This is a genomic window from Enterobacter sp. 118C5 (assembly GCF_034107645.1).
Taxonomy (GTDB): domain Bacteria; phylum Pseudomonadota; class Gammaproteobacteria; order Enterobacterales; family Enterobacteriaceae; genus Enterobacter; species Enterobacter nematophilus.
In genome coordinates this window covers 178525-197692 of the sequence record NZ_JAWNEU010000003.1, presented here as the reverse complement: position 1 = coordinate 197692, position 19168 = coordinate 178525, and the positions used below count along the sequence as shown (strand labels likewise).

Here is a 19168-nt window from a genome sequence, read left to right as displayed (position 1 = left end):
GTTATTTCCCCATCCGCTCGCGGCTCAGACGCGCCAGCCATTCAGAAACCAGCAGCGAAACCAGGGCTAGCACGATGGAGATGATGCACAGCCGCGCTGCGGCACTCTCTCCCCCCGGCGTCTGGATCAGAGTATACATGGCCGACGGAATGGTCCGCGTCTCGCCGGGAATGTTCGACACAAACGTGATGGTCGCACCAAACTCGCCCAGCGAGCGGGCGAACGCCAGCACCGTCCCGACAATGATGCCCGGCAGCGTAAGCGGAAGCGTGATGGTAAAAAAGACGCGCCAGCGCCCGGCGCCGAGCGTGCGGGCTGCCTGTTCGAGCTTCATATCCACGCCTTCCAGCGCGAGGCGGATCGCTCTGACCATCAGCGGGAATGACATCACCGCCGCCGCCAGTACCGCACCGCGCCAGCTAAAGGCAAAGGTGATTCCGAACCAGTCGTAGAGCTTTTCGCCGATAAAGCCGCGTCGCCCCATCGAAATCAGCAGCAGATAACCGACCACCACGGGCGGCAAAACGAGAGGAAGATGAAGGACGCTGTCGAGCAGGGCTTTGCCGGGAAACCGACAGCGAACCAGTAGCCAGGCAAAAAAGATCCCAAAGGGCAAACTCAGCGCAACCGCAAGGGAGGAGACTTTAAGGCTCAGCAGAACAGCCTGCCATTCAGGATCGGTCAGTATCATCAGTGAGTCGTAAATCCATAACGTTTAAAGATTGCGGACGCCTCCGGCCCCTTCAGATAATCGCGGAAGGCCGTTACGGTCGCATTTTTATGTCCATCAACAATCGCCACAGGATATTCCACTTTCTTGTGTGAGTCTTCCGGGAAGGTGGCAACCACTTTTACGCCCTTGCTGGCAACGGCATCGGAGCCATACACAATGCCCAGCGGAGCTTCGTTACGTTCCACCAGCGCCAGCGCGCCGCGCACATCTTCCGCCGGGGCCAGTTTTGGTGACAGGGTCTCCCATGCGCCCAGCTTTTGCAGCGCTTCTTTAGCGTAAATCCCGGCCGGAACGTGTTCCGGGTCACCCACCGCCAGACGGCCACCGTTCAGCAGACGAGTCCAGTTTGTCTCTTTGTTGATGGTGAATTCACCCTGCGCGCTGGCCTTCGGTGCAACCACAACAAGGCTATTCCCCAGCAGCGTTTCGCGGGTCGCCGCATCAATCGATTTTTTCTCCACCGCGTAGTCCATCCACTTCTGGTCAGCAGAGATAAACAGATCTGCCGGAGCGCCCGCTTCTATCTGGCGTGCCAGCGTAGAGGAAGAGGCAAAAGAGGAGACCACCTCGACGTTTTTCTCTTTTTTATACGCCGCCGCAATATCCTGCAGCGCGTTGGTCAACGACGCCGCCGCAAAGACCGTGATTTTACCTTCGTCCGCCAGCGCGTGTCCGGTAAGTGAAAGCGTCAGCGTTGCCCCTGCGAAAAGGCGTACCCATGAACGTGCCATCTGTAACTCCTGTGAGTATCGTTATATACACATCAATATAACGGTATCGTCAGAGAGATCCCAGCGGTAATTCGTACCGCTCAAGAGGTAATCGGTGTGATGCGTTAAATAATATCGGCGAAAGTAAGAAAAGCTTGAGAGCAAAACGCCCGGGCAAGCCGGGCGTTTTGTGGGAAATTAATGCTGCTTTTTCGCACGGTCTCTGTGACCGATATTCGAAAAGACGTTGAACACTTCACCCAGGCCGTAGATGGCACCGAGGATGATGGCCATCACTACTGGTACCATGATCACGGCGAATACCAGACTTTTCAACAACTCTAACATGGTTTTCTCCAGATTTTGTGAATGGACTATTCTACCCCGAAAAGTAAGAAAAACATCCCCTTTTGTGCGGTGCCCTTTGCGCCCTGCACCATTTGGGTCACAATATTCTTTTTGCCAGGACACTGTTATGCAGGCCGAAATTCTTCTTACTCTCCGACTTCAGCAAAAGCTTTTCGCCGATCCACGACGTATTGCCCTGCTTAAACAGATAGAACAAACCGGATCAATTAGCCAGGGCGCTAAGAACGCCGGGATTAGCTATAAAAGCGCCTGGGATGCCATCAATGAAATGAACACCCTGAGCGAACAACCGCTGGTGGACAGAGCCACAGGGGGCAAAGGCGGTGGAGGTGCTGTCGTCACACGTTACGGCAAGCGCCTGATTCAGCTTTACGATCTCCTGGGACAGATTCAGCAAAAAGCGTTCGATGTATTGAGTGACGACGACAACGTTCCGCTGGACAGCTTGCTGGCCGCCATTTCCCGCTTCTCGTTGCAGACCAGCGCCCGCAACCAGTGGTTTGGTACGGTGACGGCGCGCGATAATCTCCAGGTACAGCAGCATATTGAGATCCTGCTTGCCGACGGCGTCACTCGTCTGAAAGCGGCGATAACGGCGCAGAGTGCACAGCGCCTCGATCTGGATGAAGGCAAAGAGGTGCTGGTGTTGCTGAAAGCGCCATGGGTAAATATCACACGCGACCCAAACGCGGCAAAAGCGGCTGATAACCAGCTGCGCGGCACCGTCAGCCATATCGAACGCGGCAAGGAGCAGTGTGAGGTGCTGATGCCCCTGGCAGACGGACAGGCGCTCTGCGCAACGGTTCCGCTCAGCGAGGCGGACGGTTTAGAAGAAGGTGCTATCGTCACCGCATATTTCAACGCAGACCGGGTGATTATCGCCACATTGTGCTGAGCGCATTGACAATCGTGCCGACAGTGCGTATCCCTGACATCTGTTGCTGCAAAAAATGGGATACATCATGTCATCATTGCATATTTCGCAAGGTACGTTTCGTCTTAGCGATACCCGAACGCTGACGATTGCCGGTCTGACAATACGCGCGGGTGAAAGCTGGGCGTTTGTCGGCACAAACGGCAGCGGTAAATCCGCGCTGGCCCGCGCGCTGGCGGGAGAGCTTCCCCTTCTCAAAGGCGAATGCCGGAGCGATTTCACGCGCCTGACGCGCCTGTCCTTTGAACAGCTGCAGAAGCTGGTCAGCGACGAGTGGCAGCGCAATAACACCGATTTGCTCAGTCCTGGCGAAGAAGATACCGGCCGCACGGCGGCGGAAATTATTCAGGATGAGTTGAAAGATCCCGCTCGCTGCCAGCATCTGGCCGAACAATTTGGCATTTCCGCGCTGCTGAACCGGCGGTTTAAATATCTCTCTACCGGCGAGACGCGGAAAACGCTGCTGTGCCAGGCGCTTATGGGCCAGCCGGAGCTGCTGATTCTGGATGAGCCCTTTGACGGGCTGGATATCCACTCCCGCGCCCAGCTGGCCGCCCTGCTGGGCTCTCTGAATCAGGAAGGCTATACGATCGTACTGGTGCTGAACCGCTTTGATGAAATTCCTGATTTCGTGCAGAACGCGGGCGTGCTGGCAGACTGCAGCCTGATCGAAACCGGGGAAAAATCCGCCCTGCTCCGACAGGCGCTGATAGCCCAGCTTGCGCACAGCGAAAAGCTGGCGGGCATTGCGCTGCCGGAGCCCGACGCGCAGGCAGCACGCCACGGTCTCGATCCCCGGCAGCCGCTTATCGTTCTGCGCGACGGGGTGGTCTCCTATGATGACCGTCCGATCCTTAACCACCTCAGCTGGACGGTCAATCCTGGCGAACACTGGCAGATCGTCGGCCCCAACGGCGCGGGGAAATCCACGCTGCTGAGCCTGATCGTCGGCGATCACCCGCAGGGCTACAGCAACGATCTGACGCTGTTTGGCCGCCGTCGCGGCAGCGGCGAAACCATCTGGGATATCAAAAAGCACATCGGCTACGTCAGCAGCAGCCTGCATCTGGATTACCGGGTCAGTACCACGGTACGCAACGTGATCCTATCCGGGTATTTTGATTCCATCGGCATTTATCAGGCGGTGTCGGATAAACAGCACAAGCTGGCCCAGCAGTGGCTGGATATTCTGGGGATGGATAGCCGGGTGGCTGACGCGCCGTTTCATAGCCTGTCGTGGGGGCAGCAACGCCTGGCACTGATCGTTCGCGCGCTGGTAAAACACCCTACGCTCCTGATCCTCGACGAGCCGCTGCAGGGGCTGGATCCGCTTAACCGACAGCTGGTCCGCCGCTTTGTGGACGTGCTAATTAGCGAAGGTGAAACGCAGCTGCTGTTCGTTTCACACCATGCCGAAGATGCCCCCGCCTGCATCACCCACCGTCTGGAGTTTGTCGCGGACGGCGAGGGTTATCGTTACCTTCTCAGCAACGTTGGTTAACCACGGAGGGCGTTGCCCTCCTCTTTTCAGATAACTTGCATCAATACATCACTATCTCTTTGATCTAGAATGCGCTGAGTCATCAAAAAAGCGAGTGTGAAAACGAGTGTAAACGATTCCACTATTTTATCCCATGTCACACTTTTCGCGTCTCTGTTATGCTATGGTTATTACATACCATATGCCCAATGGAGCGAATTATGCGAGTTCTGGTAACAGGTGGTAGCGGTTACATCGGAAGTCATACCTGTGTGCAACTGCTGCAAAATGGTCACGATGTGATCGTCCTCGACAACCTGTGCAATAGTAAGCGCAGCGTGCTGCCGGTGATTGAACGTCTTGGCGGTAAACAGCCGACCTTCGTGGAAGGCGACATCCGCAACGAAGCCCTGATGACCGAGATCCTTCACGACCACGCCATCGAAGCGGTGATCCACTTCGCGGGTCTGAAAGCGGTCGGTGAATCCGTTGCGAAACCGCTTGAGTATTACGACAACAACGTCAACGGTACCCTGCGTCTGATCTCCGCCATGCGCGCGGCAAACGTCAAAAACTTTATCTTTAGCTCCTCCGCCACCGTCTATGGCGATCAGCCAAAAATTCCTTACGTTGAAAGCTTCCCGACCGGTACGCCGCAAAGCCCGTACGGCAAAAGCAAGCTGATGGTGGAGCAGATCCTGACCGACCTGCAAAAAGCCCAGCCGGAGTGGAGCATCGCATTGCTGCGCTACTTCAACCCGGTCGGTGCCCATCCGTCTGCCGATATGGGTGAAGATCCGCAGGGGATCCCGAACAACCTGATGCCGTACATCGCTCAGGTGGCGGTAGGCCGTCGCGAGTCGCTGGCCATTTTTGGTAATGACTACCCGACCGAAGACGGCACCGGCGTGCGTGACTATATTCACGTGATGGATTTAGCAGACGGCCACGTTGCAGCCATGCAGCAGCTGGCTGACAAACCGGGCGTGCATATTTATAACCTCGGCGCCGGGGTCGGCAGCAGCGTGCTGGACGTAGTTAACGCCTTCAGCAAAGCCTGCGGTAAGCCGGTGAACTACCACTTCGCTCCGCGTCGTGATGGCGACCTGCCTGCTTACTGGGCCGATGCCACCAAAGCCGACAAAGAGCTTAACTGGCGTGTCACCCGCACGCTTGATGAAATGGCACAGGATACCTGGCACTGGCAGTCACGCCACCCGCAGGGTTATCCGGACTAAGGATCCGTCATGACTTCGTTTAATCCCGTCGATCATCCGCATCGTCGTTTTAACCCGCTAAGCGGGCAATGGATTTTGGTCTCTCCGCATCGCGCCAAGCGCCCCTGGCAGGGGGCGCAGGAGACGCCTGCAAAACAGACGCTGCCACACCACGACCCGGACTGCTTCCTCTGTCCAGGCAACACGCGCGTAACCGGGGATAAAAACCCGGACTACAAAGGCACCTTCGTGTTTACCAACGATTTTGCCGCCCTGATGACCGACACCCCGGACGCGCCCGCGAGCCACGACCCGCTGATGCGCTGCGAAAGCGCGCGCGGTACCAGCCGCGTGATCTGCTTCTCGCCCGATCATAGCAAAACGCTGCCGGAGCTGAGCGTGGACGCGCTGAAAGAGGTGGTCAGCACCTGGCAGGCGCAAACCGCTGAGCTGGGGCAGAGCTATCCGTGGGTGCAGGTGTTCGAAAACAAAGGCGCGGCGATGGGCTGCTCTAATCCGCATCCGCACGGCCAGATCTGGGCGAACAGCTTCCTGCCCAACGAAGCCGAGCGTGAAGACCGCCTGCAGAAGGCCTATTTCGCAGAAAACGGCTCACCCATGCTGGTGGACTACACCCAGCGCGAGCTGGCCGACGGCAGCCGTACCGTAGTGGAAACCGAACACTGGCTGGCGGTCGTGCCTTACTGGGCCGCCTGGCCGTTTGAAACGCTGCTGCTGCCGAAAGCGCACGTTCAGCGCATTACCGATCTCAGCGACGCGCAGCGCGACGACCTGGCGCTGGCGCTGAAAAAACTGACCAGCCGTTACGACAACCTGTTCCAGTGCTCCTTCCCGTACTCCATGGGCTGGCACGGCGCGCCGTTTAACGGTCAAGAGAATCAGCACTGGCAGCTGCACGCCCATTTCTATCCGCCGCTGCTGCGCTCTGCGACGGTGCGTAAATTTATGGTGGGCTATGAAATGCTGGCGGAAACCCAGCGTGACCTGACGGCGGAACAGGCGGCAGAGCGTCTGCGCGCCGTCAGCGACGTCCACTATCGCGAATCAGGAGTCTAAAAATGAGTCTGAAAGATAAAACACAATCCCTGTTTGCTGAGAAATTTGGCTACCCTGCCACCCACGTTATTCAGGCGCCTGGTCGCGTCAACCTGATCGGTGAACATACCGACTACAACGACGGCTTCGTGCTGCCGTGCGCCATTGATTACCAGACGGTCATCAGCTGCGCAAAGCGCGACGACCGCAAAGTCCGCGTCATTGCGGCAGATTACGGTAATGAGACGGACGAGTTTTCCCTCGACGCCCCGATTGTGACGCACGACAGCCAGCAGTGGTCTAACTACGTGCGCGGCGTGGTGAAGCATCTGCAGAAGCGCAACAAGAACTTTGGCGGTGCGGATTTAGTTATCAGCGGCAACGTGCCGCAGGGTGCGGGCTTAAGCTCGTCGGCCTCGCTCGAAGTGGCCGTGGGAACCGTCTTTCAGCAGCTGTATCATCTGCCGCTGGACGGGGCGCAAATCGCCCTGAACGGTCAGGAAGCGGAAAACCAGTTCGTGGGCTGCAACTGCGGCATCATGGACCAGCTGATCTCCGCGCTGGGCAAAAAAGAGCACGCGCTGCTGATCGACTGCCGCTCGCTTGGCACCAAAGCCGTTCCGCTGCCAAAAGGCGCGGCCGTGGTAATCATCAACAGCAACTTTAAACGCACGCTGGTGGGCAGCGAGTACAACACCCGCCGCGAACAGTGCGAAACCGGCGCGCGCTTCTTCCAGCAGTCTGCCCTGCGCGACGTGACGCTCAATGAATTTAACAAAGTGGCGCACGAGCTGGATCCTGTCGTCGCCAGACGCGTGCGCCACGTGCTGACGGAGAACGCCCGTACCGTTGAAGCCGCCTCCGCGCTGGCGAAAGGCGACCTGAAGCGCATGGGTGAGCTGATGGCAGAATCTCACGCCTCCATGCGCGATGATTTTGAAATCACCGTGCCGCAGATCGACACCCTGGTGGACATTGTTAAAGCGGTCATTGGCGACAAAGGCGGCGTACGCATGACGGGCGGCGGCTTTGGCGGCTGCATCGTCGCGCTGGTTCCGGAAGAGCTGGTTCCTGCCGTCCAGGACGCCGTGGCGAAGCAGTACGAAGCGAAAACGGGCATCAAAGAAACGTTCTATGTATGTAAAGCATCACAAGGAGCCGGACAGTGCTAAACGAAACACCCACCCTCGCACCGGATGGTCTGCCGTATCGCCTGTTAACCCTGCGCAACAGCGCGGGAATGGTGGTTACGCTTATGGACTGGGGTGCGACCCTGCTTTCAGCCCGCGTACCGATGCCGGACGGCAGCGTGCGCGAAACCCTGCTCGGCTGCGCCTCGCCCGAGCAGTACGTGAATCAGTCTGCCTATCTGGGCGCGTCCGTCGGGCGCTATGCCAACCGCATCGAGAAGAGCCGCTTTGAGCTCGACGGCGTGCAGTATCCCCTGCTGCCAAGCCAGGGGGAGAACCAGCTGCACGGCGGCCCGGACGGGTTTGATAAACGCCGCTGGAAAATTGTTCGTCAAAACGACGGCGAAGTGCTGTTCTCGCTGGATTCGCTTGATGGCGATCAGGGCTTCCCGGGGAACCTTACCGCCTCCGCGCGCTTTACGCTGACGGACGACAACCGTATCGCCATTGAATACCGTGCGACGGTCGACAAGCCGTGTCCGGTCAACCTGACTAACCATGCCTACTTCAATCTCGACGGCAACCAGTGCGACGTGCGTAACCACAAGCTGCAGATCCTGGCAGATGCCTATTTGCCGGTTGACGAGACGGGCATTCCGTATCAGGGCCTCAAAGACGTGAGCGGAACCAGCTTTGATTTCCGCAGCGCTAAGGTTATCGCCGAGGATTTCCTGAGCGATGACGATCAGCGCAAGGTGAAAGGCTACGACCACGCGTTCCTGCTGCAGGCCAAAGGTGATGTGAAGCAGCCTGCCGCGCAGGTCTGGTCCAGCGATGAGAAACTGCAGATGACGGTGTATACCACCGCTCCTGCTCTGCAATTCTATTCGGGCAACTACCTCGGCGGCACGACGGCACGCGAACACGATGAGTACAGCGACTGGCAAGGCCTTGCATTAGAGAGCGAGTTCCTGCCGGACAGCCCGAATCATCCTGAATGGCCGCAGCCGGACTGCGTGCTGCGCCCCGGTGGAGAGTACATTAGCGTGACGGAATACCATTTTATTCCGAAATGATTTCCAGCCCTCCCATCGGAGGGCTTTTTTCTGCGCGTCTTGCTGAAAATAGCGCCGATCGCAGACAAAATCATAACCCTGAATTCACAAGCATCTTACACTCAGAGACTATTTTCGCTATGGTTAGGGTTAAGCGTTGCTGCTGGCACGGCCACAGCAATATAATGAGAATTGTTATCATTCTAAAAATGCTTGAGGAGTAAGAGATGGCTATTACTAAGCTGGTCCTGGTGCGTCACGGCGAAAGCCAGTGGAACAACGAAAACCGCTTCACCGGTTGGTACGACGTTGATCTGTCCGAGAAAGGCGTAAGCGAAGCAAAAGCAGCAGGTAAACTGCTGAAGGAAGAAGGCTTCAGCTTTGATTTTGCTTACACCTCTGTGCTGAAACGTGCCATCCACACCCTGTGGAACGTGCTGGACGAACTGGATCAGGCCTGGCTGCCGGTTGAGAAATCCTGGAAACTGAACGAGCGTCACTACGGTGCGCTGCAGGGCCTGAACAAAGCGGAAACCGCTGAGAAATACGGTGACGAGCAGGTTAAACAGTGGCGTCGCGGCTTCGCGGTAACCCCACCAGAGCTGACCAAAGATGACGAGCGCTATCCGGGCCACGACCCGCGCTACGCGAAACTGACCGACGCTGAGCTGCCAACCACCGAGAGCCTGGCGCTGACCATCGACCGCGTTGTGCCTTACTGGAACGAAACCATTCTGCCACGCCTGAAAAGCGGCGAGCGCGTGATCGTCGCTGCTCACGGTAACTCCCTGCGCGCGCTGGTGAAATACCTGGACAACATGGGCGAAGACGAGATCCTCGAACTGAACATCCCAACTGGCGTACCGCTGGTGTATGAGTTCGACGAAAACTTCAAGCCAATCAAACACTACTACCTGGGTAACGCGGATGAAATCGCAGCGAAAGCAGCGGCTGTCGCGAACCAGGGTAAAGCGAAGTAATTTTCGCCGGACGTAAAAAAAGCGCGGAGCCTTCCGCGCTTTTTTATTTGTGCGTTAAGACTCAGCCGCGGCGCGCTTTTACCGCATTCGCCAGCTGACGCAGGATGGCATCGGTATCGTCCCAGCCAATGCAGGCATCGGTAACGCTTTTGCCATACACCAGCGGCTCGCTGCCTTCCAGGTTCTGGTTACCTTCAACCAGATGGCTTTCAATCATCACCCCAATTACCGCCTTCTCACCGTTGGCGATCTGCTGACAGACGTCAGTCCCCACTTCCATCTGCTTTTTGAACTGCTTGCTGGAGTTGGCGTGGCTGAAGTCGATCATCACCTGCGGCGGCAGCCCGGCTTTTTCCAGCCCGGCCTTCACCTCTGCCACGTGTTTTGCACTGTAGTTTGGCTCTTTGCCGCCGCGCAGAATGATATGGCAATCACCGTTACCGCTGGTGTTAACGATGGCGGAGTGACCCCATTTGGTCACGGACAGGAAGCAGTGCGGCGCACCCGCGGCGTTGATGGCGTCGATAGCCACCTTAATGGTGCCGTCAGTGCCGTTTTTGAAGCCCACCGGGCAAGAGAGACCGGAAGCCAGCTCGCGGTGAACCTGAGATTCGGTGGTGCGCGCACCAATCGCGCCCCAGCTCATCAGGTCTGCCAGGTATTGTGGCGTAATCATATCCAGGAACTCGCCGGCAGCAGGCAGGCCGCTGTCGTTGATCTCCAGCAGCAGCTTGCGCGCAATGCGCAGGCCGTCGTTGATCTGGAAGCTGTTATCCATATGCGGATCGTTAATCAGCCCTTTCCAGCCCACGGTCGTGCGCGGTTTTTCAAAATAGACGCGCATAACGATTTCCAGCTCGTCCTTCAACTCTTCACGCAGGGTGAGCAGACGCGCCGCATACTCTTTCGCGGCGGCAGGATCGTGAATGGAGCACGGGCCAATCACCACCAGAAGACGATCGTCATTACCTTTCAGGATCTTGTGGATCGCTTTACGAGCATGAGAAACCGTGTTTGCGGCATTTTCAGTGGCGGGGAATTTCTCAAGGAGTGCTACAGGAGGTAATAACTCATTGATCTCTTTAATGCGTAAATCGTCGTTCTGATAATTCATCTTCTTTCCAGCTCTGCCATATCTTTAGTAATGAAAGCAATCCTTTCAATCTATCTTGTCGACCAGGAAGTGTAAACACGGTTTTACACTTCACGCAGATAATTCCTGGAATTCGCCTAAAAATCGCCACAAAATAGCGAAAAATGAGATCTAACCTAAGCTTTTTAACTGTAACAACCATTTTTAAATGCTTAAACGCGATTCCCTACTGACGTAAGTCCGTAAGGCGGAATCTTTCGCCTCTAAAAAGATGCACTGTTGGAGAATGTTATCCAGCGTAACGACAAGAACAGGAGCACCATCATGAAAATGACAAAACTGACCACCCTCTTCCTGACTGCCACACTCACCCTTGCCAGCGGCAGCGTCCTGGCCGCAGAAACGGGGGCTTCAGACAGCAACGGTGATGCCAATGCGGCAGCAGCGGCAGGCCAGGTTGCGCCTGATGCGAAACAGAATATCGCCCCGAATAATGTCGATAACAGCCAGATCAATACCGGCAATACCAACACCGGCGGCACCATGCTGCATCCGAACGGTAGTGCTTCTGACACCATGAATCATGACAATATGAGCTCGGATGAGGTTCATAAGAACTCGATGTGTAAGGACGGCAAATGTCCCGATCCGAACGACAAAGTGGGTAACGACGCCAATACCAAAACCGACGGCACAACCCAGTAATTCTGGATGCGTTAAGTGCGAAAGGAGAGCCCAGGCTCTCCTTTCTTTTTGGAGTAACCTGTTAAAAACGCTACACTAAAATAATAACGAATCAGGAAAGCAGACATGGCGCACACCCACTCACACCCATCTTCTCCCGGCAACGACAACGCAAAACGACTTATGCTGGCCTTTGGCGTTACGGCCACGTTTATGGTTATCGAGGTCATTGGCGGCCTGGTTTCCGGCTCGCTGGCGCTGCTGGCTGATGCCGGACATATGCTGACCGATGCCGCAGCGCTGCTTTTCGCCCTGCTGGCGGTGCAGTTTGCTCGCCGCCCGCCCAACGCGCGCCATACCTTCGGCTGGCTGAGGCTGACCACCCTTGCCGCGTTTGTTAACGCCATCGCGCTGGTGGTTATTACTGTTCTTATCGTCTGGGAAGCCGTACAGCGTTTCAGGCACCCGCAGCCCATCGCCGGGACGACAATGATGGTGATTGCCGTGGCGGGGCTGCTGGCAAATATTCTGGCGTTCTGGATTTTGCATCGCGGCAGCGGGGAAAAGAACCTCAACGTGCGCGCTGCGGCTCTGCACGTGCTGGGGGATTTGCTCGGTTCAGTTGGGGCGATTGTCGCCGCGCTGGTGATACTCTATACCGGCTGGACGCCCGTTGACCCGATTCTCTCCGTGCTGGTGTCGTGTCTGGTCTTGCGCAGCGCCTGGCGACTGCTGAAGGAGAGCGTCAATGAACTGCTGGAAGGGGCGCCGGCATCTATGAACATTGACGAGCTTAGGCGCAACCTGCGCCGTACTGTCCCGGAAGTGCGTAACGTTCATCACGTACACGTCTGGCTGGTGGGCGAGAAACCGGTTATGACATTACACGTCCAGGTGATCCCGCCGCACGACCACGATGCGCTGCTCGAACGCATCCAGCACTTTCTTGAACATCACTATGAGATTGGTCACGCCACCATCCAGATGGAGTACCAGCCCTGTAGCGGGCCGGACTGCCACCTTAACGAGGCGCAGCCCGACCGTTCACATCATCATCACCATTAGCTGGAAAGCGCGTGTGAGCCACGCTCACGCGCGCTCTTGATCCACATCCGGCTGCCGTTCAGGGCAATGAAGGTCAGCAGCAGATATTCCAGCGACATGGCATAAACGCCCTGAAGGGCAAAAATCACCACGCTGATGACGTTGATGATGACCCACAGAAGCCAGTTCTCAACGTATTTACGGGTCATCAGGACCATCGCCGCGATCGACAGCACCATCATGCAGGAATCCCAGAACGGGAAGGCATCCGGCTGAAGCTCCGGCATCGTCACGTTGAGGCCCATAGCGGACATGACCGAAACGGCAACGCGGGTCAGGAACGCAAACACCGGGTTGATGTAGACGGTCATCAAACCAATGGCAACCACGCAGGCAACGAACCAGGCGATGGCTTTCGGCAGGGGCAGCCAGCGGATCTGCAGCTCAGCCTCCTGCTGGCTATTCTGCCGGGACCAGGCGTACCAGCCGTAAATATTGGCGGCGAAGAAAAACAGCTGCAAAAGCAGGCTGGCGTACAGCTGGATCTGGAAGAAGATAATCGCAAACAGCGTGACGTTAATCAGCCCGAACGCGTAGTTGCCGATCTTCTCCAGGCTTGCCAGCCAGATGCACAGCAAACCCGCCAGCGTGCCTACGGCTTCAATCCATGACAGGTCATAGCCACCTGCACCAATTGGTATATGAACCAGAATGTTCTGCGTGCTAAAAAAATCCATCTTTTCCCCAGGGCGTCTTTGAATTAAGTACGTAGTGTAGCCGCAAAATCCAGCATGCGGTTAAGCGGAATTAACGCACCTTCACGAAGGGCGGCATCGACATGGATTTCATGCGCCGCACCGCCTGTCTCGAGCCCTTCGGCAATCGCTTTCAGGCCGTTCATCGCCATCCACGGGCAATGCGCGCAGCTGCGGCACGTTGCGCCCTCGCCCGCCGTTGGCGCTTCCAGCAGCTCTTTCTCCGGTACGGCCTGCTGCATCTTATAGAAGATACCGCGATCGGTCGCGACGATGAGCTGCTTGTGCGGCAGCGTCCTGGCCGCGTTGATAAGCTGGCTGGTTGAGCCAACCGCATCGGCCATATCGACAATCGACTGCGGTGATTCAGGGTGAACAAGAATGGCTGCGTCAGGATAAAGCGCCTTCATGCGGGACAGCGCCTGGGTCTTAAATTCGTCGTGCACAATGCATGCGCCCTGCCAGCAGAGAACGTCAGCGCCGGTCTGCTTCTGAACATACTTGCCAAGATGGCGGTCCGGGGCCCAGATAATTTTCTCACCCAGGCTGTCCAGATGCTCAATCAGCTCAACGGCGATGCTCGACGTAACCACCCAGTCTGCGCGCGCTTTTACCGCCGCAGAGGTGTTGGCGTAAACCACCACGGCCCGGTCAGGATGGGCATCGCAGAAGGCGTTGAATTCGTCAATCGGGCAGCCGAGATCGAGCGAACATTCCGCATTGAGCGTCGGCATCAGAATGGTTTTTTCCGGGCTGAGAATTTTTGCCGTTTCGCCCATAAAACGCACGCCTGCAACCAGCAGCGTGGAAGCGGGATGTTTTGCACCGAAGCGGGCCATCTCCAGTGAATCAGAAATACAGCCCCCGGTCTCTTCCGCCAGCTGCTGAATTTCCGGGTCGGTGTAGTAATGGGCCACCATCACCGCATCGCGCTCTTTGAGAAGCCGTTTGATCTTCTCGCGGTAGAATTGTTTTTCATCCTGGCTTAATGGCACAGGCTTTGGCGGAAACGGATAGATTGCGGCTTCTGGATCAAACATCACGCTCATTATGGCTTCTCGTTTTACTGGCTTAACAATATTGCCTTTCTTTTGCCTGACAAAGCAAAACGCGCGGCAATTATGTTTTATATACTAAACAAGATAGCGAATCTGAAGTGAAAAGTCACCGGGAATAGATGGGAGGAGCATTTGTTGTACGGCAGATAGCAAAAAAGCGCCTTTAGGGCGCTTTTTAACATTGGTGGGTCGTGCAGGATTCGAACCTGCGACCAATTGATTAAAAGTCAACTGCTCTACCAACTGAGCTAACGACCCCTTGCGGGATGTACTTCAAATTTATTCAGGCTGGTGGGTCGTGCAGGATTCGAACCTGCGACCAATTGATTAAAAGTCAACTGCTCTACCAACTGAGCTAACGACCCATCTGGGTGTTGCCTGAATTATCACTCGGTACCAATTAAATTGGTGGGTCGTGCAGGATTCGAACCTGCGACCAATTGATTAAAAGTCAACTGCTCTACCAACTGAGCTAACGACCCGAGTGGTGGGTGATGACGGGCTCGAACCGCCGACCCCCTCCGTGTAAAGGAGATGCTCTACCAACTGAGCTAATCACCCACTCTGTACTGCCGGTAATGCGTTAAGTGGTGGGTCGTGCAGGATTCGAACCTGCGACCAATTGATTAAAAGTCAACTGCTCTACCAACTGAGCTAACGACCCACTTTTACGCTGTTTTCACGTTGTTTGATATCCCGTGGCAACGGCGGCATATATTACTGATTTAAGAATTCAGCGCAACAAAAATTTCGATGAAGATCACTTAACTGCTTACGAATCATGCTGCACGACCAGAAATAACGCGATTTCTGGTCATGCGATAATCATCCCATCGAATTCAGGCGTTTTTGCGCCTGCTTAGCACCTTCGGTGCCCGGGAATTTTGCGACCACCTGCTGATAAACCGCTTTGGCTTTCGCCGTGTCGCCTTTGTCCTGCATGATCACGCCAACTTTGTACATCGCATCTGGCGCTTTCGGCGATTTCGGGTAATTTTTCACCACTGAGGCAAAATAAAACGCCGCATCGTCCTTTTTACCCTTGTTGTAATTCAACTGACCGAGCCAGTAATTGGCATTTGGCTGGTAGGTTGAATCAGGGTATTTCTTAACAAAGTTCTGAAACGCAGCTATCGCGTCATCCTGACGAGATTGATCCTGCACCAGGGCAATGGCCGCATTGTAATCCGTATTCGCGTCACCGCTCTGTACAGGCGCCCCTGTTGACGCTGAAGCATCAGCAGACGGCGCAGGTGCGGAGGTCGCCGCTCCGCTCTGATCGCCTGCCGCTGGCTGTGCTGCTGCACCACCGCTGCTCAGGCTATCCATCTGCAATAAAATCTGCTTCTGACGTTCCACAACCTGGTTAAGCTGATACTGGCTTTCCTGAATCTGGCCGCGGAGAGAGTCAATATCGTTTTGGTTATCGGAAAGTTGCTGCTGGAGTTGGGTTAAAAGCTGACTGTGAGCGTTAGAAATACGCTCGAGCTGAGTGACCCGGTCTTCTACCGAGCCTGAGCCGACACTACTGATTGGTGCCTGAGCAAAAGCGGCCCAGGGGGCCGCTATTCCAACCAGTAACGACAGACTCAACAGATGATGTCTGAAGTTACTGCTCATGCAATTCTCTTAGTAAACCAGTACGGCACGACGGTTTTTGGAGTAAGCCGCTTCGTCGTGACCCAGTACTGCAGGTTTTTCTTTACCGTAAGAAACGATGGAGATCTGGTCAGCAGAAACGCCTTTACCCTGCAGGTACATCTTAACGGCGTTAGCACGACGTTCACCCAGGGAGATGTTGTACTCTGGAGTACCACGTTCGTCCGCGTGACCTTCTACGGTGACTTTGTAAGATGGGTTGCTACGCAGGAAGTTAGCGTGAGCATCCAGCATCGCAGCGAAGTCAGAACGGATGTCGTATTTATCCAGATCGAAGTAAACGATGTTGTTCTGCTGCAGCTGCTGCATCTGAAGACGCGCTTGCTCTTCAGAAGACATGTTGCCATTGCCGTTCGCGTCCATACCGGTACCGGCACCCATCATGCCTTCGCCGCTCTGGTCATTGCTGGCGTTCTTGTTAGAAGAACACGCTGCGATTGCCATTACAGGCAGAGCGATCATCAGCCCCTTCAGCACTTTGTTCAGTTGCATTTCTATGATTCCTTTAGTAATCAATTAATTATTATTTACAGATACGGCGACCAGGCAGGTGATTTTACCTGTCCATCAGTGGCCGGAATACGCGCTTTGAAACGCCCATCTGTAGAAACCAGATTCAGCACAGATCCCATCCCCTGAGAAGAGCTGTAGATTACCATAGTGCCGTTAGGTGCCAGACTTGGCGTTTCATCCAGGAACGTTGACGACAGAACTTGGACGCCACCCGCTACCAGATCTTGTTTGGCAATGTGCTGCTGCCCACCGTTGGAGCTGACCATTACCATGAATTTACCGTCGCTGCTCACGTCTGCGTTCTGGTTCTGCGAACCTTCCCAGGTAATACGCTGCGGAGCACCGCCGTTGATGTTCACTTTATAGATTTGTGGACGGCCGGCCTGGTCAGAGGTAAACGCCAGGTTTTGGCTGTCCGGGAACCATGATGGTTCAGTGTTGTTGCTGCGACCGTCGGTCACCTGACGGATCTGGCCGGAGCCAATGTCCATCACGTACAGGTTCAGGCTACCGGTTTTAGACAGCGCGAACGCCAGTTTAGACCCATCCGGAGAGAACGAAGGCGCACCGTTGTGACGTGGGAACGACGCTACCTGACGCACCGCACCGTTAGCCAGCGTCTGGATAACCAGCGCAGAACGACCGCTCTCGAAGGTCACGTAGGCCAGTTTAGACCCGTCCGGAGACCAGGCTGGAGACATCAGCGGCTGTGAAGAGCGTTTCACCAGGAACTGGTTGTAACCGTCGTAGTCAGAGACGCGCAGCTCGTACGGGAACTGACCACCGTTGGTCTGCACCACATAAGCAATACGGGTACGGAACGCACCTTTAATGCCGGTCAGCTTTTCGAACACCGCGTCGCTGGCCGCGTGTGCCGCGTAGCGCAGGTACTGTTTAGTGACCTTGTAAGAGTTCTGTGCCAGAACGGTACCCGGTGCACCGCCGGTATCAACCAGCTGCCAGGCCACGTTGTAAGAACCGTCCGGGTTAGGCGTAACCTGACCCACAACCACCGCATCAATACCCAGCGCAGACCATGCTGCAGGCTGTACTTCCTGCGCGCTGCCCGGCTGCTGAGGCAGACGAGAACGATCTAACGGGTTGAATTTACCGCTGTTACGCAGGTCAGCCGCCACGATGCCGCCGGCATCTTCAGGTGCAGCGCCAGGACCGGCCCACTGGAACGGAACAACACCGATTGGACGTGCCGAGTCCACCCCCTGGGTGATCTCGATACGTACTTCTGCGTGCAGGACTGCTGCCCACAGCATTAAAAAACTAAATGCTACACGTAATGCCTGCTTCATCATATCTCCCTTATCCGGGTAACCTTACCCACGATAATTTAGCAGAATGTTAACAAACTCAAATAGACAAAACTACCAGAACCCTGTGACTAAACCTGGTCTATTTTTCCCCGTTTGCACGGGGAAAATGTAACTTAAGGTTTGAAGTCCAGCGGCGCATTTTTGAAGACTTCGTAGACTGCCTGAGAAGGCGGTTTAGGCATCTTCGCCTGACGCGCTGCAGCCAGAGCCGCAGTACATAAAGCCGGGTCGCCACCTTCAGACTTAATATCAAGCAGCATGCCGTCCGGAGCCAGTTTTATACGCAGCGTACACGTTTTACCGGCATAGGAAGACGCATCATAGAACCGGCTTTCAATCGCCGATTTAATCTGCGCGGCATAGCCGTTGATTTCAGCCCCTGTCGCACCGTTACTCTTAGTGTTACCACTTCCGGTCGGCGCTGCGTTGTTTCCTTTCGCCCCACCGCCCGTTTTCGGTGCATTCTTACCGGAGCTTAAGTCGCCCAGCAGATCGTCAACCCCTGCGGCGGCAGCGGCTTTTTCAGCGGCAGCAGCCTTTTTGGCAGCCGCTTTTTCAGCAGCAGCTTTCTTATCGGCAGCAGCCTTCTCGGCTGCAGCTTTTTTATCAGCAGCGGCTTTTTCAGCGGCGGCAGCTTTTTCTGCAGCAGCCTTCTCAGCCGCAGCGGCTTTCTTCGCAGCCTCGGCAGCCGCTTTCTTCTCTGCTTCCTGAGCGGCTTTCTTCGCGGCTTCCGCTTCAGCTTTCTTCTGAGCGTCAGCAGCGGCTTTCTTCGCGGCTTCCGCTTCGGCTTTCTTCTGAGCATCCGCAGCGGCTTTCTTCGCGGCTTCCGCCTCAGCTTTCTTCTGGGCATCGGCAGCCGCTTTCTTCGCCGCTTCTGCCGCTAATTTCGCCTGGGCATCAGCCTGCGCTTTGGCATCCGCTGCGGCTTTTGCTGCCGCCGCTTCCGCCTGTTTTTGCTGTTCCTGCGCTTTCTTCGCGGCCTCTTCGGCTTGCTTTTGCTGTTCCGCCTGCGCTTTCGCGGCTTCCTGCGCCTGCAAACGTTCTTTCTCAAGCTGCTTCAAACGCTCCTGCTCGGCGGCCTGCTTTTCACGCAGCTCTTCCGCCTGCTGTTGCGCCTGTTTTTCACGCTGCTCTTCAGCCCGTTTGGCACTCGCCTTCTGCTGTTGTTCGCGATTATAGTTTTGCACTACCGCACCGGGATCCACCATTACGGCGTCAATGGAAGATCCCCCACCGCCGCCTGCTGATGCATCAATATGCTCGTCGAACGAACTCCAGATCAGCGCTGCAAAAAGAATCACGTGCAGCACTGCGGAGACGATTATCGCTCGCTTAAGCTTGTCGTTCTGTTCGGTTGCCTTTGACACTAT

The 19168-nt window shown here is 55.7% G+C and carries 19 protein-coding genes and 5 tRNA genes; 9 read left to right on the top strand and 15 right to left on the bottom strand.

From position 1 onward, the window contains the following. Position 1: 1 nt before the first annotated feature. The 3 genes from modB to UTO39_RS08580 all read right to left on the bottom strand — a co-directional run bounded on the left by modB (position 2) and on the right by UTO39_RS08580 (position 1791). A complete protein-coding gene (modB, locus tag UTO39_RS08590) occupies positions 2 to 691 on the bottom strand; it encodes a molybdate ABC transporter permease subunit (RefSeq protein ID WP_041910749.1) in 690 nt (229 codons plus the stop codon). After that, positions 691 to 1464: a molybdate ABC transporter substrate-binding protein gene (modA, locus tag UTO39_RS08585; protein ID WP_320726954.1), complete on the bottom strand. Its 774-nt coding sequence runs from the start codon at positions 1462 to 1464 to the stop codon at positions 691 to 693. The genes modB and modA overlap by 1 nt, the downstream gene beginning before the upstream one ends. Before the next feature lie 177 nt (positions 1465 to 1641). Next, entirely contained in the window at positions 1642 to 1791 is a 150-nt protein-coding gene (locus tag UTO39_RS08580; protein WP_013097516.1) for an AcrZ family multidrug efflux pump-associated protein, read from the bottom strand. Positions 1792 to 1918: 127 nt separating this feature from the next. Between UTO39_RS08580 and modE the strand changes: the two genes are divergently transcribed. The 7 genes from modE (at position 1919) to gpmA (ending at position 9664) form a co-directional block, all read left to right on the top strand. Continuing rightward, positions 1919 to 2707, top strand: a complete 789-nt coding sequence (gene modE / locus UTO39_RS08575; protein ID WP_061098834.1) for a molybdenum-dependent transcriptional regulator — start codon at positions 1919 to 1921, stop codon at positions 2705 to 2707. A 67-nt stretch (positions 2708 to 2774) separates the two neighbouring features. After that, positions 2775 to 4247 carry a molybdate ABC transporter ATP-binding protein ModF gene (modF, locus tag UTO39_RS08570; RefSeq protein ID WP_320726953.1) on the top strand — a complete coding sequence of 491 codons (1473 nt, stop codon included), beginning with the start codon at positions 2775 to 2777 and terminating at the stop codon, positions 4245 to 4247. Between the two features lie 200 nt (positions 4248 to 4447). Further along, entirely contained in the window at positions 4448 to 5464 is a 1017-nt protein-coding gene (gene galE, locus UTO39_RS08565; RefSeq protein ID WP_320726952.1) for a UDP-glucose 4-epimerase GalE, read from the top strand. Positions 5465 to 5473: 9 nt separating this feature from the next. Further along, a complete protein-coding gene (galT, locus tag UTO39_RS08560) occupies positions 5474 to 6520 on the top strand; it encodes a galactose-1-phosphate uridylyltransferase (RefSeq protein WP_320726951.1) in 1047 nt (348 codons plus the stop codon). A 2-nt stretch (positions 6521 to 6522) separates the two neighbouring features. Then, the gene (gene galK / locus UTO39_RS08555) at positions 6523 to 7671 is read left to right on the top strand and encodes a galactokinase (protein WP_320726950.1); all 1149 of its coding nucleotides are present in this window, start codon (positions 6523 to 6525) and stop codon (positions 7669 to 7671) included. Next, positions 7665 to 8705, top strand: a complete 1041-nt coding sequence (gene galM / locus UTO39_RS08550; protein ID WP_320726949.1) for a galactose-1-epimerase — start codon at positions 7665 to 7667, stop codon at positions 8703 to 8705. Before galK ends, galM begins: the two co-directional genes overlap by 7 nt. Positions 8706 to 8911: 206 nt before the next feature. Continuing rightward, positions 8912 to 9664, top strand: a complete 753-nt coding sequence (gene gpmA, locus UTO39_RS08545; protein ID WP_266178509.1) for a 2,3-diphosphoglycerate-dependent phosphoglycerate mutase — start codon at positions 8912 to 8914, stop codon at positions 9662 to 9664. 61 nt (positions 9665 to 9725) lie between these two features. Here gpmA and aroG read toward each other — a convergent pair whose 3' ends face one another. After that, the gene (aroG, locus tag UTO39_RS08540; RefSeq protein WP_151412752.1) at positions 9726 to 10778 is read right to left on the bottom strand and encodes a 3-deoxy-7-phosphoheptulonate synthase AroG; all 1053 of its coding nucleotides are present in this window, start codon (positions 10776 to 10778) and stop codon (positions 9726 to 9728) included. A gap of 303 nt (positions 10779 to 11081) precedes the next feature. Between aroG and UTO39_RS08535 the strand changes: the two genes are divergently transcribed. Next, positions 11082 to 11462 (top strand): protein YbgS, encoded by a 381-nt coding sequence (locus tag UTO39_RS08535; RefSeq protein WP_045259933.1) that lies wholly within the window; start codon positions 11082 to 11084, stop codon positions 11460 to 11462. Between the two features lie 105 nt (positions 11463 to 11567). Beyond that, positions 11568 to 12506 (top strand): CDF family zinc transporter ZitB, encoded by a 939-nt coding sequence (gene zitB, locus UTO39_RS08530; protein WP_320726948.1) that lies wholly within the window; start codon positions 11568 to 11570, stop codon positions 12504 to 12506. Here zitB and pnuC read toward each other — a convergent pair. From pnuC to tolA, 11 genes are all read right to left on the bottom strand, one after another. Continuing rightward, positions 12503 to 13222 (bottom strand): nicotinamide riboside transporter PnuC, encoded by a 720-nt coding sequence (gene pnuC / locus UTO39_RS08525; RefSeq protein WP_266178510.1) that lies wholly within the window; start codon positions 13220 to 13222, stop codon positions 12503 to 12505. The genes zitB and pnuC overlap by 4 nt on opposite strands. Positions 13223 to 13245: 23 nt before the next feature. Further along, positions 13246 to 14289, bottom strand: a complete 1044-nt coding sequence (gene nadA, locus UTO39_RS08520; RefSeq protein ID WP_320726947.1) for a quinolinate synthase NadA — start codon at positions 14287 to 14289, stop codon at positions 13246 to 13248. A gap of 191 nt (positions 14290 to 14480) precedes the next feature. Then, positions 14481 to 14556, bottom strand: a tRNA-Lys gene (locus UTO39_RS08515). Positions 14557 to 14587: 31 nt separating this feature from the next. Next, a tRNA-Lys gene (locus tag UTO39_RS08510) sits at positions 14588 to 14663 on the bottom strand. A 41-nt stretch (positions 14664 to 14704) separates the two neighbouring features. Continuing rightward, positions 14705 to 14780: transfer RNA gene (locus tag UTO39_RS08505), tRNA-Lys, on the bottom strand. 3 nt (positions 14781 to 14783) lie between these two features. Continuing rightward, positions 14784 to 14859, bottom strand: a tRNA-Val gene (locus UTO39_RS08500). Positions 14860 to 14886: 27 nt separating this feature from the next. Beyond that, positions 14887 to 14962, bottom strand: a tRNA-Lys gene (locus tag UTO39_RS08495). 161 nt (positions 14963 to 15123) lie between these two features. Then, complete coding sequence (gene cpoB / locus UTO39_RS08490) at positions 15124 to 15918, bottom strand: cell division protein CpoB (RefSeq protein ID WP_320726946.1); 795 nt, start codon at positions 15916 to 15918, stop codon at positions 15124 to 15126. A gap of 9 nt (positions 15919 to 15927) precedes the next feature. Then, positions 15928 to 16449 (bottom strand): peptidoglycan-associated lipoprotein Pal, encoded by a 522-nt coding sequence (gene pal / locus UTO39_RS08485; protein ID WP_003858578.1) that lies wholly within the window; start codon positions 16447 to 16449, stop codon positions 15928 to 15930. Between the two features lie 35 nt (positions 16450 to 16484). Next, a complete protein-coding gene (gene tolB / locus UTO39_RS08480) occupies positions 16485 to 17777 on the bottom strand; it encodes a Tol-Pal system beta propeller repeat protein TolB (RefSeq protein WP_013097529.1) in 1293 nt (430 codons plus the stop codon). 134 nt (positions 17778 to 17911) lie between these two features. Next, on the bottom strand, positions 17912 to 19165 hold the full coding sequence (gene tolA / locus UTO39_RS08475) for a cell envelope integrity protein TolA (protein WP_061098844.1): 1254 nt from the start codon (positions 19163 to 19165) through the stop codon (positions 17912 to 17914). Positions 19166 to 19168: the final 3 nt, after the last annotated feature.